Source organism: Bordetella sp. MIP270_01_BMS (genome assembly GCF_054958705.1).
Genome location: NZ_CM143297.1, coordinates 1,254,273 through 1,267,754, shown reverse-complemented (window position 1 = coordinate 1,267,754; position 13,482 = coordinate 1,254,273). Strand labels below are relative to the sequence as shown.

General features: G+C 64.5%; 13 protein-coding genes and 1 pseudogene. 10 read left to right on the top strand and 4 right to left on the bottom strand.

From position 1 onward, the window contains the following. Positions 1 to 2: 2 nt before the first annotated feature. Positions 3 to 734 carry a DNA-3-methyladenine glycosylase gene (locus ACV17W_RS05825; RefSeq protein WP_462595483.1) on the top strand — a complete coding sequence of 244 codons (732 nt, stop codon included), beginning with the start codon at positions 3 to 5 and terminating at the stop codon, positions 732 to 734. Here the strand turns inward: ACV17W_RS05825 and ACV17W_RS05820 are convergent. Further along, a complete protein-coding gene (locus tag ACV17W_RS05820; protein WP_462596477.1) occupies positions 713 to 1,402 on the bottom strand; it encodes a YrbL family protein in 690 nt (229 codons plus the stop codon). The genes ACV17W_RS05825 and ACV17W_RS05820 overlap by 22 nt on opposite strands. A 289-nt stretch (positions 1,403 to 1,691) precedes the next feature. Between ACV17W_RS05820 and ACV17W_RS05815 the strand changes: the two genes are divergently transcribed. The 4 genes from ACV17W_RS05815 (at position 1,692) to phoU (ending at position 6,523) form a co-directional block, all read left to right on the top strand. Beyond that, complete coding sequence (locus ACV17W_RS05815; RefSeq protein WP_462595482.1) at positions 1,692 to 3,026, top strand: DNA recombination protein RmuC; 1,335 nt, start codon at positions 1,692 to 1,694, stop codon at positions 3,024 to 3,026. A gap of 209 nt (positions 3,027 to 3,235) precedes the next feature. Beyond that, positions 3,236 to 4,903, top strand: coding sequence for an isovaleryl-CoA dehydrogenase (locus ACV17W_RS05810; protein WP_462595481.1), 1,668 nt, complete (start codon positions 3,236 to 3,238; stop codon positions 4,901 to 4,903). Positions 4,904 to 4,954: 51 nt separating this feature from the next. Then, a complete protein-coding gene (gene rpiA, locus ACV17W_RS05805; protein ID WP_462595480.1) occupies positions 4,955 to 5,632 on the top strand; it encodes a ribose-5-phosphate isomerase RpiA in 678 nt (225 codons plus the stop codon). Positions 5,633 to 5,779: 147 nt separating this feature from the next. Next, a complete protein-coding gene (phoU, locus tag ACV17W_RS05800) occupies positions 5,780 to 6,523 on the top strand; it encodes a phosphate signaling complex protein PhoU (protein ID WP_462596475.1) in 744 nt (247 codons plus the stop codon). 315 nt (positions 6,524 to 6,838) lie between these two features. Here the strand turns inward: phoU and ACV17W_RS05795 are convergent, their stop codons facing one another. Further along, entirely contained in the window at positions 6,839 to 7,111 is a 273-nt protein-coding gene (locus ACV17W_RS05795; protein WP_462595479.1) for an oxidative damage protection protein, read from the bottom strand. 233 nt (positions 7,112 to 7,344) lie between these two features. Here ACV17W_RS05795 and ACV17W_RS05790 point away from each other — a divergent pair, with 233 nt between their 5' ends. The 3 genes and pseudogenes from ACV17W_RS05790 (at position 7,345) to ACV17W_RS05780 (ending at position 9,419) form a co-directional block, all read left to right on the top strand. Next, entirely contained in the window at positions 7,345 to 8,544 is a 1,200-nt protein-coding gene (locus ACV17W_RS05790; protein ID WP_462595478.1) for a tyrosine-type recombinase/integrase, read from the top strand. Continuing rightward, positions 8,541 to 8,726 (top strand): annotated as a pseudogene (locus ACV17W_RS05785) (DUF1016 domain-containing protein); the annotation flags it as partial. The gene ACV17W_RS05790 and the pseudogene ACV17W_RS05785, both read left to right, overlap by 4 nt. Before the next feature lie 135 nt (positions 8,727 to 8,861). Next, positions 8,862 to 9,419: a flavin reductase family protein gene (locus ACV17W_RS05780; protein ID WP_028353757.1), complete on the top strand. Its 558-nt coding sequence runs from the start codon at positions 8,862 to 8,864 to the stop codon at positions 9,417 to 9,419. A 76-nt stretch (positions 9,420 to 9,495) separates the two neighbouring features. Here the strand turns inward: ACV17W_RS05780 and ACV17W_RS05775 are convergent, their stop codons facing one another. Continuing rightward, positions 9,496 to 9,858, bottom strand: a complete 363-nt coding sequence (locus ACV17W_RS05775; protein WP_028353758.1) for a winged helix-turn-helix transcriptional regulator — start codon at positions 9,856 to 9,858, stop codon at positions 9,496 to 9,498. Between the two features lie 131 nt (positions 9,859 to 9,989). On the opposite strand from ACV17W_RS05775, the gene ACV17W_RS05770 reads away from it, so the two are divergent. Next, positions 9,990 to 10,841: an NAD(P)H-binding protein gene (locus ACV17W_RS05770; RefSeq protein WP_462595477.1), complete on the top strand. Its 852-nt coding sequence runs from the start codon at positions 9,990 to 9,992 to the stop codon at positions 10,839 to 10,841. Between the two features lie 95 nt (positions 10,842 to 10,936). Here ACV17W_RS05770 and ACV17W_RS05765 read toward each other — a convergent pair whose 3' ends face one another. Continuing rightward, positions 10,937 to 11,842 (bottom strand): LysR substrate-binding domain-containing protein, encoded by a 906-nt coding sequence (locus ACV17W_RS05765; RefSeq protein WP_028353760.1) that lies wholly within the window; start codon positions 11,840 to 11,842, stop codon positions 10,937 to 10,939. A gap of 272 nt (positions 11,843 to 12,114) precedes the next feature. Here ACV17W_RS05765 and ACV17W_RS05760 point away from each other — a divergent pair, with 272 nt between their 5' ends. Next, positions 12,115 to 13,044 (top strand): aromatic alcohol reductase, encoded by a 930-nt coding sequence (locus ACV17W_RS05760; RefSeq protein ID WP_028353761.1) that lies wholly within the window; start codon positions 12,115 to 12,117, stop codon positions 13,042 to 13,044. Positions 13,045 to 13,482: the final 438 nt, after the last annotated feature.

Sequence of the window (13,482 nt, the reverse complement as noted above, 5' to 3'; positions counted from 1 at the left end):
GCATGTCTGGGCGCGCTGCCCGTGGCGCGCAGGGCGGTGGCGGTCCGGCGCCGGGGCCGGCGCTGCCCGATGCCTTCTTCGATCGCGACCCCTGCCAGCTGGCGAGGGAGCTGCTGGGCAAGGTCATACGGCGGCGGCTGGACGGCCTGTGGTTGTCGGCGCGCATCATCGAGACCGAGGCCTATTATCTGGCCGACAAGGGCAGCCATGCCTCGCTGGGCTATACGCCCAAGCGCCGCGCATTGTTCATGGATGGCGGCACCATCTACATGTATTACGCGCGCGGCGGCGATTCGCTCAATTTCAGCGCGGGCGGCCCGGGCAATGCGGTGCTCATCAAATCGGCGCATCCCTGGGTTGACGCGGTATCCGGGCCAGAGGCGCTTGCCCGCATGCAGACGCTCAATCCCGACGCCCGCGGACAGCCGCGCGCGCCGGCCCGCCTTTGCGCGGGCCAGACGCTGCTGTGCCGCGCCCTGGGCCTCAAGGTTCCCGAATGGGACGCGCAACGCTTCGATCCCGAGCGCTTCTTCGTGGAAGATGTCGGCCAGGCGCCCGAACGCCTGATCTGCACCACGCGCCTGGGCATACCGGCAGGTCGAGACGAGCATTTGCGCTATCGCTTCGTCGACCCCGCCTACGCGGCGTTCTGCACGCGCAACCCGTTGCGGCGCGGGCAGCAGCCTGGCCGTGACTACGACTGGATGGACCTCTACGGCGCCATCGTGGCCTGAGCCGGCGAGGTTCCATACTGGCGTTGCATGCGAGCGCGCCACTGCGCGTACTTGCGCAGCATGCGCCGCCGGTTTAGGCGCTTGCTCCAGGCATACAGCGGGATCAGTGGCAGCACGCCGAAACCATCGATCAGGTACATGCCGGGCATGCCATCGGCGTTGCGGCCTAGCGCGATGTTCTTGGCCGACATGTCGCTGATCACCACATGGGCCTCGATGAGGGCGTCGAAAAACGCGTCGAGCTGTTTCACCAGTTCGGTGTCCACACCAGTGCGCGCGAAGACGTGCGCCAGCGTGGGCGCCAGCTGGCCGTCGTCGCCCGAGATCTTCTCCACGAGCTGGCCCAGCCCCAGCGACGTCTGCGCCAGACCCACCACCCGGGCCATGGGTACATTCCAGGCCGAAGCTGATGCAGACGTGGTCGACACATACTCGGAGAGCTCGTTCAGGTACACGCGCTGCGGCCCTTCACGCTGGAAACGCTTGTAGATGCGTTTGAGCGGCTTGCGAGCCAGATACGCCGCATAGGCCTCGGTATTGATCACCTTGACCAGCAGCGACGGCACATGCGGGTGCTGGAACACATAGCGGTCTGCGCCCTTGGCAAGCACCTGGGCGCCGGACAGGTCCAGCGGCCCGAATACGGTGGCGTAGTCGCTGGCGGGCACGCCTGCGGGGAAGGAAGATTCGATTTGCAAAATAGGTCGACGGCGATTCCGGTATCCCGCGATTGTCGAAGCAACCCCGCATTTGCGCAACCGGGCCTTTGCCTGCGGCGCATGGATGCGTTGTCCGGGGGGCAGGTAGCGGGCATCGTTCGTCGTCGGTCATTGAATCACAGGGGCGTGCTTCGCCATCGCCCGCGCCCTGACGGCCGTGCGCAGGGATAGAGGGGGCGGGAGCGGGCCGTCGGGCTCCTGTGGCCCGCCTACAATGGAGCTTTCGGGAGTCCTGCCCTTGATCGAAGTCTTGCCCTGGATTACCGCCGTGGCGGCGGTTCTGGCCTTGCTGGCGGCACTGAGCCTGTGGCTGCGTCCGTCTGCGCACGCACGGCTCGAAGAGAGCCTCGAGCGTCTCGAACGCGCCATGCGCGCCGAACTCGATGAAAGCCAGCGCGGCCTGCGCGCCGAGTTCGCCGAGTCCACCCGCGGGCTGCGCGCCGAACTGGCGCAGGGCCACGAAGCGCTGCGTGCCGTGCTGTCGCGCGACGCGCAGGCCGCCCGCGCCGAATATGCCGAATCGCTGGGGCGCTTTGCCACGCAGTTCGGCGAACGCCTCGAGGGTCTGGTGGCGCTCAATGACCGGCGCATGCAGGAAGTGCGACATACGGTCGATCAGCGGCTGCAGGCCCTGCAGGCCGACAACGGCGCCCGGCTCGACGAAATGCGCCGAACCGTCGACGAGAAACTGCACGCCACACTCGAGCAACGGCTGGGTGAGTCCTTCAAGCTGGTATCGGACCGGCTCGAGGCCGTGCACAAGGGGCTGGGCGAGATGCAGTCGCTGGCGGCCGGCGTGGGGGACCTCAAGCGCGTGCTCACCAATGTGAAGTCGCGCGGCGTCTGGGGCGAGGTGCAGTTGGCGCGTTTGATCGAAGACACCATGACATCCGATCAGTACGCCAGCAATGTGCGGCCCGTGCCCGGCAGCGACGCCATCGTGGAGTTCGCCATCCGCCTGCCCGGGCGAGAGGCCGGCGGCGCGCCGGTATGGCTGCCCATCGACGCGAAATTCCCCAAGGAAGAGTACGAGCGCCTCATGGATGCCGTTGACGCGGCGGATGCCGAGGCCGAACGCGCGGCGGGCGCCGCGCTGGCACGCGCCGTCGAAATCCAGGCACGCCAGATCGCCGCGAAGTATGTGGCCCCGCCGTATACGACTGACTTTGCGATCATGTTCCTGCCCACCGAGGGCCTGTATGCCGAGGTGCTGCGACGCCCCGGCCTGATCGACAAGCTGCAGGCACTGCGTGTCAACGTGGCCGGGCCCAGCAACCTGGCTGCCCTGCTCAACAGCCTGCAGATGGGTTTTCGCACTCTTGCCATCGAGCAACGTTCATCCGAGGTATGGCAGGTGCTGCGGGCGGTGAAGACCGAGTTCGCCAAGTTCGGCGACTCGCTCGCCGCGGTGAAGAAAACCCTCGAGTCCGCCAGCACCAAGCTGGGCCAGACGGAAGTGCGCACCCGCGTCATGCTGCGCAATCTGAAATCCGTCGAGGCCTTGCCCGATGGTCAGGCTCAGCGCCTGCTCGAAGACGCGGAACCGTCGCCGGACAGTTCGCGAAACGTCTGATTTCGAGGCGGTCGCTGCGTCAGCGGCGCGCAGCGAACCCAATGATTCGGGCGCGGCGCGCGCTGCCGCCCGTGCCGCCCGGCTCGCGCCGCGTGCACCTTGAATAGGGAAGACCAGGGGCGCAGTACCCGGTGGCGGCGGATCAGCCTTGCGCCCACTGTCGGAAAATGCTAACGGTGAGGCTTGGAATCGCCAGACCGGGAGGCTCCATGCCGCCGTTCCAGACCCACGCCGTCATCAACCAGGTGGCGCCCCTGACCGATTATTCGCTGTACGACACCGATATCGCGCTGGGCGAAGCCGTGCACCGCGAAGGCGGCGGCGGCCTCGAGCCGGCACTGCGCGAGCATGGCGTGTGGCTGGGCCGGGCATCGACACTGGCCGCGGGCGAACGCGCCAATCGCTGTGCGCCGCGCTGGCAGGGCTACGACGCCAACGGACACCGTGTCGACCAGGTCGACTTCGACCCCGCGTGGCACGCGCTGATGACAGGTATCGTTTCGCGCGGCCTGCACAGCCACGCCTGGCTGCAGCCGCTGCCGGGGGCCCACGTCGCGCGGGCGGCGGCATACCTCATGCAGGGCCAGGTTGAAGCGGGCACGCTGTGTCCCACCACCATGACTTACGCTGCGGTGCCATTGCTGCAGGAAGAGCCCGCGGGCGCGATCGATTTCGGGCAGGCCTGGCTTCCGGCGCTGTCGTCGGCGGATTACGATGCGGCCGACGCCCCGCTGCCCGGCAAGCGCGGCGCGCTGATAGGGATGGGCCTGACCGAGAAACAGGGCGGCTCGGATTTGCGCGCCATCACCACGCAGGCGGTGCCAGCGGGGCAGGGCGGGCGGGGCGCGGCGTACTGGCTGACGGGGCACAAATGGTTTTTCTCGGTGCCGCAGGCCGACGCGCATCTCGTGCTCGCCCAGACCGACGCCGGGCCGGGTTGCTTCTTCGTGCCGCGCTGGACGCCAGATGGCCGGCGCAACGCGGTGCGCATCCGGCGCCTCAAAGACAAACTGGGCAATCGCAGCAATGCCAGCGGCGAAGTGGAATTCGAACAGGCCTGGGGCATGCTGATGGGAGAGCCGGGCCGGGGCTTGCCCATGCTGCTGCAGATGGCCGCCACGACCCGTCTCGATTGCGTGTTGGGCAGCGCCGCCCTGCTGAGGCAGGCCGTGGTGCAGGCCGCTCATCATGCCGCCCACCGCCATGCCTTCGGGCGGCCCCTGGTCCAGCAGCCGCTGATGCGTCAGGTGCTGGCCGACCTTGCGCTGGAAAGCGAGGCGGCGATGACGCTTGGCCTGCGTCTGGCGCGCGCCGTCGACGAGTGTTCGCAGCCCGCTGCGCGCGCGCTGGCGCGCGTGGGCACGCCGGCAGCCAAGTTGTGGGTATGCAAGCGCGCCATCGGCGCCATTGCCGAGTGCATGGAGGTGTGGGGCGGCAATGGCTACGTCGAAACGGGGGCGCTGCCCCGACTGTATCGAGAAGCGCCGGTCAACTCCATCTGGGAGGGTTCCGGCAACATCATGGCGCTGGACGTCTTGCGCGCCCTGCAGCGCGAGCCTGATTGCCTGGCCGCGCTGCATGCCGAGCTGGATCCGGCACGCGGCGTCTGGCCGGCCTACGACCAGTCGTGGGACGAGTGGCAAAGACTGGCAGCGGCCCAGGCCGGGGCCGGCGCCGACCCCGGCCAGGCGCGTGGTGTGGCTGCAGGGCTGGCGCGCCTGTGGCAGGCCGCGCTGCTGATCCAGCATGCGCCGGCGCCGGTGGCCGACGCTTTCGTCGCCAGCCGCCTGGCTGGCAGAGGCGGCATTGCCGGAGAGCTGCCGCCAGGCGTCGATGCGGCAGCCATCCTGGCGCGGGCCTGGCCGTCGATCTGCTAAATTGCGTCTGGTTCCCCATCGACTCCGCGCGCCCCGGCGCACTATTGCAATATGCTCACTCAGCAAGAACTCAAGCAGCAGGCCGCAGACGCGGCCTTGTCCCTCATCGAACCTCTGTTGGGCCCTGACGTCATCATCGGCGTCGGCACCGGGTCGACGGCAGACCTGTTCATCGATGGCCTGGCCCGCTATCGCGGCCGCCTGCGCGGCACCGTGGCCAGCTCGGAACGCAGCGCGGCCCGCCTGGCCGGACATGGCCTGGCGGTGCTCGATCTGAACGAGGTCGACACCATGCCCGTGTATGTCGACGGCGCCGACGAAATCGATGCCCGCCTTCATATGATCAAGGGCGGCGGGGGCGCGCTCACCCGCGAGAAAATCGTGGCCTCGGTCGCCCGGCGCTATATCTGCATCGCCGATGAGTCGAAGCTGGTCGATCGCCTGGGCGCGTTTCCGCTGCCGGTCGAGGTCATACCCATGGCTCGCGAAGCCGTGTCGCGCGGCCTGGCCGCGCTGGGCGGGCAGCCGCGCCTGCGGGCCGACTTCATCACCGACAACGGCAACATCATCCTCGACGTCTCGGGCCTGCAGATCGACGACGCGCCCGGCCTGGAAGCCACCATCAACAACCTTCCCGGTGTGGTCACCTGCGGGCTGTTCGCCCAGGCTGGCGCCGATGTGGCGCTGCTGGCCACGCAGACCAGCATACGGCAGTTGCAAAGGCCCTGATGCGGCGGTGCGGGCAATGGCTTGCCGGCCGCCTGGCGGCGATTCATAATCCTGTAATACTCGAGTCATAACCTTGCGGGTCGGCAGGCCCATCATGCATTTGCACAACGGGGTCTCGCCATGTCTACACCTACGCAGGGAGTCCGGATGACGGAGCACACCAACAAGCAGTTCGACGCCGATTTGCAAAGCGTCCGTTCGCAATTTTTGCAAATGGGCGGCGTGGTCGAGGCCATGATCCAGGAATCGGTCGAAGCCGTGCCCACCGGCGACCTCGAGCTGGTCGAGAAAGTGCGCGAGCGCGAAAAACAGGTGAACCGGCACGAAGTCGAGATCGACGAACGCATCAGCCTGATCCTGGCCCGCCACCAGCCCACGGCGATCGACCTGCGCACCTTGCTCGCGGTGTCGAAAATGCTGACCGACATGGAACGCTGCGGCGACGAGGCCGAGAAAATCGCCAACGCCGTGCGGCGCATGTACGAGTCCGAGCAGCGTCACATTCCTGTCATCGAGCTGCGCCACATGGCGCTCAGCGTCAGTCGCATGCTGCACAACGTGCTCGACGCCTTCGCCCGGCTCGATCCCATCCTGGCCGCGCAGGTTGTCCGCAGCGACAAAGAGGTCGACCGCGAATGGAAGGGCACGCTGCGCACGCTGATCACCTACATGATGGAAGACCCGCGCACCATTTCGCGCGCCATCGACATGGTGTTTATCGCCCGTGCACTCGAGCGCATCGGCGACCACGCCAAGAACATGGCCGAACGCGTCATCTACATGGTGAAGGGCGCCGACGTGCGTCACACCGGCGTGAAGAACACCGAGCGCCTGGCGCGCGGCGAAGAAAGCACGCCCGCTCCGTCACAGCAACCCGCTGGCGAAAGCTGATCCATTGCGGCCGCAGCCGCGCATCCACCATCCCGGGCCCCATCCCCGGTCAGCTGGGCGGCGTGTTGCCGCCCGGGCTGCGTTTCGCGTGGATGTCTGGCGCGCGGGGCCGCATTCCCGCGACAGCAGGCTGTTCGTAGGGCGAGCCGCCCGTGAAGGTATGGCCTGCGTGAATACGGCGCTCGCGCCGGTGTAAGCGGTCCGGCCGCATTCTGGCTCCGCGACCGGCGCCATGATGCGCCACGCATGGCGCGGGCGAGGCAGGCTACGCGCGATAAGGGACGGGCGCCTCGGACGGGCACCCGTACAAGGGCGTCAGGCCGAAGGGGGCACGAAGCCCTGGGCTTCGACGCTGCCGTCTTCGAACAGATAGCGCTCCATCTGTTGTTGCAGGTATTTGCGCGCGCGGGCGTCGGCCAGGTTCAGCCGGTTCTCGTTGACCAGGCGCGTCTGGATCTGCTTCCATTCTTCCCAGGCTTCTTTCGAGATGCTTTGCCAGATGCGGGTGCCCAGTTCGCCCGGGTACGGCGGAAAATCCAGGCCTTCGGCTTCGCGCTTCAGTTTTACACAGTTGACGGTACGAGACATGATCTGCTGCCGGTAATCAGTGAGAGACAGGCCATTTTAGCGGCCTGGCGGTTTTTTGTTTCACGATGACTCCAGCATCGCATTTCGCTGGACTACGCCAAGGCTCGATACAGCAGGTTTATCAATCACTTAGGCGAGTTCAACATATGCCGGTGCTTTCCGAAACTTGACCCGGCTTCCCCTCGCGTGGCTCCCATGCGGCTCTTGTAAACCGGGCTTTCCTAGGAGTCATCATGGCGAAGATCAAGCTCACCAAGTCCGCAGTCGATGCGGCACACCCCCAAGACAAGGCCGTCGAACTGCGGGACACCTTGGTGCCCGGCTTCCTGTGCAAGATCACCCCGGCGGGCCGCAAGGTGTTCATGCTCCAGTACCGCACGAACGCCGGCGAGCGCCGCAAGCCTGCCCTGGGCCAGTACGGGGAACTGACGGTCGATCAGGCACGCACAATGGTGCAGGAATGGCTGGCCGAGGTGCGCAAGGGCGGCGACCCCAGCGCAGCCAAGAATGCCGCCCGCAAGGCACCGACGATGAAGGAGTTTTGCCACACCTTCATGGAGGACTACTCGAAGCAGCGCAACAAGCCCAGCACGCAGCGCGGCTATCAGGGCGTCATCGACCGTTGCATCATCCCGATCATGGGCCGGACGAAGGTGCAGGACGTAAAGCGCCCGGACGTGGCTGCGTTGATGAAGAAGCTGGCCTACAAGCAGGCCGAGGCCAACCGTACCTTCGGCGTGCTGCGCAAGATGTTCAACCTGGCCGAGGTGTGGGGGCTGCGCCCGGACGGCACGAATCCGTGCCGCCACGTCCCGATGTACCCGCCCGGCAAGGAAACCCGGCTTATCGTGGACGACGAGTTGGTACGGATCTTCCGTCACCTGGAGCATCTGGAGACCGAGGGACTAGAGAACTACGTCATTCCGCTGGCGATTCGCCTGCAATTCGAGTTCGCTGCCCGCCGCTCTGAAATCTGCCCACTCGAATGGGGCTGGGTTGATCTGGAGAATCGGCGGGTCGTCTGGCCCGACAGCAAGACGGGTGGCATTTCCAAGCCCATGAGCGAGGAAGCCTATCGGTTGCTGTCCACTGCGCCGCGCCGGGAGGGCTGCCCCTACGTCCTGCCGTCACCCAATGACCCGGCCCGGCACATGACTCACGGCGAACACTACGGTGGCTGGACGCGCGTGCTCAAGGCTGCCGGTGTCCCGCACGTCGGTACGCACGGCATCCGCCACCGTGCGACGACCGATATTGCCAATTCGGGCGTGCCGACCAAGGTGGGCATGAGGCTCACAGGCCACAAGACCGTGGCGATGTTTATGCACTATGTTCATACCGAGGATAAGCCGGTGCGGGATGCGGCCGAACTGGTGGCGAATCGGCGGCTGGCCATTACTGGGGCATCCCGTTCTATGGAGGCGACAGCATGACAAGGAAGACGCCTACGGCAGCGGGGAAACGCGCCGCCTTACCGACTGGCTATGCCGGCATCCACGGCGGCATTGTGGAGTTACTGGATGCTGCGCGGCAGGCAACGGCGCGCAGTGTCAATGCGCTGATGACGGCCAGCTATTGGGAGATTGGCCGCCGGATCGTCGAGGCCGAGCAGAAGATGCAGGCGGTTCGCAAGGATCTGGACGCATGGCGTGGCGCATCCGATGCCACTGATTTCGCGGAGTAAATTCGCACGAGGGCGGGCACGCGGCTGGATGCTGCGTGCCTCTCTGGTGCATCAGGAGATCACACCATGCTCAACGAGTTGCCTGCCGAAAAGGCCTACCGCATCCTCGAATCCGGCCCTATCGTGCTGGTCGCCACGCGCGATGCCGATGGCCGCGCCAACCTGATGACGATGGGCTTCCACATGATGATGCAGCACGATCCGCCCCTGGTCGGGGCCATCATAGGGCCATGGGACCACAGCCATCACGCCCTGTCGGACACAGGCGAATGCGTGCTGGCCGTGCCCACGGTGGATTTGGCCGAGGCGGTGGTGGACATCGGCAACTGCTCGGGCGAGTCGCTCGACAAGTTCGCCCATTTCGGCCTGACACCCGCATCCGCGCAAACCGTGGAGGCGCCACTGGTGCGCGAGTGTTGGGCGAACCTGGAATGCCGCGTCGCCGATGACGGCTGGGCACGCCGCTACAACCTTTGGGTGCTGGAGGTCCAGCGTATCTGGATCGACGCCGCGCGCAAGGAAACGCGATTGATCCATCACCAGGGCGACGGCCGCTTCAGCGTGGATGGCGATACGCTCGACCTGGGCGCGCGCATGACCAAGTGGCGCGACTTGATGGGATGAGGCCTCGCATGCGCCGCTGATTACCGGCGTGCTTCATCACTTCACAGCGCCAGCGCTGCTCTCCGACAAGGTCAGGTCAGTCCTGCGCGGTACGACGATCAAATGCGGCACGGGCTTGTTCAAGGGCCGGCCGGTTCTCTCGCGCCCAACTTGCCAGGGCTGCCAGAGGTTCTGTCAGGCTTCGCCCCAATGGGGTCAGGCAATACTCGACCTTCGGCGGGACGGTGGCATAGGCCTTGCGCGCCACCAGTCCATCGCGTTCGAGTCCGCGCAGGGTGATGGTCAGCATCCGGTGAGAGATGCCGGGGATACGGTGCTTCAACGCGTTGAAACGGTGGGTGCCTTCTGACAGATGGCCACAGACCATGACCGTCCACTTGTCGCCAATGCGTGCAATCACGTCTGCCAGGCCGCGACATTCAGCCTCCAAATTCTCCATGGCTTCTCCTTTGTGCCGACAGGAACATTGGTGTACCTCACGCATGAATTAGTGCGTTCTTGTTGGATTATAGGAACCAATTTATCCTAACGAACAATAAATAACTATGGAGTGTGATGATGAGAATAGGTGTGAGCGGTGCCAGTGGCCAGCGTGGCAGCGCAGTGGTCCAGGCATTGGTGGAAACGGTCGCGACCGAAGATCTGGTGGCGATTTCGCGCACGCCCAAGACCGATCGAGCCTATGCAGGCCGCGTGGGCGACTACGACCAACCCGAGACATTGGTGGCGGCCTATCAGGGCCTGGATCGCCTGCTCTTGATTCCCGGGCCTGATTTGCGGCCGGGGATCCGCTCACGCCAGATGCTGGCGGCCTTGGATGCGGCGGCACGCGCCCAGGTCGGCCACGTCTTCCTGTTGTCGGCAACCGGGACGCAACGTGAGGAGGAGCCAGCCGTTGGCGCGGCGTACTGGCACAGTGAGCAGGCGTTGATCAAGAGCACGATCCCGGCTTGGACGATTCTGCGAATGAGCTATTTTTCCGAGACGCTGGCCGAAGAGGTGCGGATGTCCTTGACTGCAGGCGGGCTTTCCGCGCTCGCGGACAGTCGCGTCAGTTTCGTTTCGCGCAGTGATGTGGCCAAAGCGGCAGCCGCTGCACTGACCAGTGAGGGCCACGAGGGCGCCATTTATCAGTTGACGGGATCTGACGTCCTGCGCAGTGAAACGGTCTGCAGGTTGATTGAGCAGCTTGTGCAGCGTCCTTTCGTCTTGAACGTGATGCCCGCCGAAGGACTGCGAGCCGGGCTGATCAAGGCGGGGCTGCCTGAGGTCATTATCGACGCAGTGATATCCATGAAGGCGCGGCAGGCGCGCGGCGCTTATGACCTCGTCAGCGGTGACATCGAGCGTTTGACTGGATGCGCGCCGTGTTCTCTGGCCGAGATTCTGGCGAGCACAGCCGGGGGACTGAGGCAGTCGTAGTCACCCGCGTGCTGGGAGCCTTCATCGCACAGGATCGAAAACTTGTAAGAGCGCAGAATCAGGGTGGAGCCGCAGGTCTTCAATGGCCAGTTGCATCACCACTGGCTTGATGCCCGCGCCACCACTTCGCTGCCCCAGTCGACGAAAGCCCGCACGACCGGGGAAAGGTGCCGGCTGTGTGGGTAAAGAACGGAAATTGGCTCCGGTTCGGCATGCGCCGCCTCCAGCACACGGACCAGTCGGCCTGCAGCCAAGTGATCTCGCACCATGTAGCTGGCCACGCGGATCAGGCCCAGGCCGGCGATACCGGCTTCCACGTAGGCGTCGGTGTCATCAACGCGTATGCATTCCCGCATGGCAATGGCAGTGGTCTGCGCGCCGTCCTGGAAATTCCAATGTGCCAGGCGGCCAGCGTGGCCGCCGAGGTAGCCTACCGCGACATGCTGTTGCAAGGCCTGCAGGCTGTCAGGCGTTCCGTGCTGCGAAAGGTAATCCGGGGCGCCGCAGACGATCCAGTGAAAGCGGCCGATGCGCCGGGCCACCAACTGTGAGCTGCGTAGGGTGCCGGTGCGGATGACACAGTCCAGTCCCTGTCGAACGACATCTGCCGTGGTGTCAGACAGATGCAGTTCCAGTTCGACTCGGGGGTGGCGGCGCATGAACGCCGGCAAGGCTGCAATCAGGCAATGCCTCGCCAGCGACGAGGTGGTGCCGATCTTGATCGTGCCGTGCAGCGCTTCGGCTTGTTGAGAGGCTTGGGCCTCTGCCTCCTGCAGTTCACGCAGGATCGCCTTGCAACTGTCGTAGAAGCGCAGACCCGCATCGGTGGCGCTGACAGCGCGCGTCGTGCGATTGAGCAGCCGCGTGCCGAGGTGCGATTCCAGTTCCTTGATGTTGCGCGTGACGGTTGAGGGAAGCACGTTCAGCGTATTGGCAGCCTGTTTGAAACTGCCGGCCTCGATCACGCGCACGAAAGTCTCCATGGCTTGCAGTCTATCCATGGTGAACATCTCCTTGTGAGGGTGGGCGCGCTAAGGCGCCAGGGTTGGAGCCTTCATCGCATCAGGACTGAAATGACTAATTATTGCATTTATTCAAATATTGAATGTTGCTTTGTCCGCTTTTTCATCTACTGCCATGGAACTAAACTTCCATGCATGTGACAAGTATGGAAGCACAATTTTGCGTGATTCTCGTCACGGAGTCGCTCGTTGACCGTTCTCGCGGGCTGGTGCGAAATCATTCATTTATTTGATTATGAGAAATTATGTCTATGTCAGCAAAAGAATCCAATCGCCGTGACCTGTTGGTCCTTGGCGCCGGTCAACTGGGCATGGCGGTGCTGCGTGCGCTCGCTCCGCGCGCGGCCGAGCGCCGACAATCGGTCACGGTTGTTGTCTCACCGCAGACTGTCTCTAGCTCCCGCCCCGGCGATATCGAAAGTCTCGGTATCCTGCAGGCGTTGGGCGTGGAGGTCATTGGCTTCGATCTGGCGGGCGATGCCGCCGCCCTGCAAGCCTTGTTTGAGCGCTATCGCACGGTAGTCAATTGCACCGGCTTTGTCGCTGGCCCCGGCACGCAGTTGAAAATCACCCGCGCCGCGCTAGACGCCGAGGTCGAGCGCTATTTCCCGTGGCAGTTCGGCGTTGACTACGATGTGGTCGGACAAGGCAGCGGCCAGCCGGTGTTCGACGAGCAATACGACGTACGCCAACTGCTGCGCGCGCAGCAGCAGACCGAGTGGGTGATCATCTCCACCGGCATGTTCACCAGCTTCCTGTTCGAGCCGGCGTTCGACGTGGTGAACCTTGCCGCCAGGACTGTCCATGGCCTGGGCACCTGGGACACCAGGGTCACGGTCACGACGCCGGAAGACATTGGCAGGCTCACCACGGAGATACTGCTGGCCGAGCCGCGCATCGCCAACGAGGTGGTGTATGTGGCCGGCGATACGATTTCCTATGGCGAGTTGGCCGAGGTCGTCGAGCGCGTCACCGGATATGCGTTCGAGAAGACGCTGTGGTCGCTGGATAAGTTGCGCGCCGACCTTGCATTGGCTCCTGATGATGTCATGACGCGCTACCGGGCCGCCTTCGCGCTGGGTGATGGGATGTGGTGGGACAAGGCCAACACCTTCAATGCAAAACACGGCATTGAAACAGTCGATGTCGCGCATTACCTGCAGCACCTGTTGGAAGCCTGACCCGGTCGCTTGCATGAGACTGTGCGCGTCCTCCATCAGGGGACAAGCCGAGCGTGGCGCTTTCCAACGCCAAGCGTGGATCCGAAAAATCGACTGGCCGGCTGATGCGCATTGCGTTCATCAGCCGGCATGAGTCGCCCGATCCCTTTGCAGCAATACCACACACCCGAAATCGAGCGGATGCTGGTCGCTGACTAAACGGATGATTCCTCGGGCGCGTAGCCCGAAGCTGCGCATTCGTTGTTCTGAAAAGTGACGACGTATTGGGCTACGATGAACCGATAAGCGCCGCTGTGTAGGCAATCGAGCCCTACGAAGCACGATGCCCCTTACTCTCCCGACGCTCCTATGTGGCTCCTAGCTCACAATACTGAGACCTCCCATAGCCGCCTCCGCAATAGATAACCTATTGTCCCACTTACCGTTTCATGCCGTCAG

Bases quoted from the DNA above. Each gene is read 5' to 3' on its own strand.
- ACV17W_RS05760 (WP_028353761.1), top strand. From the start codon at position 12,115: ATGTCAGCAAAAGAATCCAATCGCCGTGACCTGTTGGTCCTTGGCGCC.
- ACV17W_RS05790 (WP_462595478.1), top strand. From the start codon at position 7,345: ATGGCGAAGATCAAGCTCACCAAGTCCGCAGTCGATGCGGCACACCCC.
- ACV17W_RS05795 (WP_462595479.1), bottom strand. From the start codon at position 7,111: ATGTCTCGTACCGTCAACTGTGTAAAACTGAAGCGCGAAGCCGAAGGC.
- ACV17W_RS05780 (WP_028353757.1), top strand. From the start codon at position 8,862: ATGCTCAACGAGTTGCCTGCCGAAAAGGCCTACCGCATCCTCGAATCC.
- ACV17W_RS05810 (WP_462595481.1), top strand. From the start codon at position 3,236: ATGCCGCCGTTCCAGACCCACGCCGTCATCAACCAGGTGGCGCCCCTG.
- rpiA (WP_462595480.1), top strand. From the start codon at position 4,955: ATGCTCACTCAGCAAGAACTCAAGCAGCAGGCCGCAGACGCGGCCTTG.
- ACV17W_RS05825 (WP_462595483.1), top strand. From the start codon at position 3: ATGTCTGGGCGCGCTGCCCGTGGCGCGCAGGGCGGTGGCGGTCCGGCG.
- phoU (WP_462596475.1), top strand. From the start codon at position 5,780: ATGACGGAGCACACCAACAAGCAGTTCGACGCCGATTTGCAAAGCGTC.
- ACV17W_RS05765 (WP_028353760.1), bottom strand. From the start codon at position 11,842: ATGGATAGACTGCAAGCCATGGAGACTTTCGTGCGCGTGATCGAGGCC.
- ACV17W_RS05775 (WP_028353758.1), bottom strand. From the start codon at position 9,858: ATGGAGAATTTGGAGGCTGAATGTCGCGGCCTGGCAGACGTGATTGCA.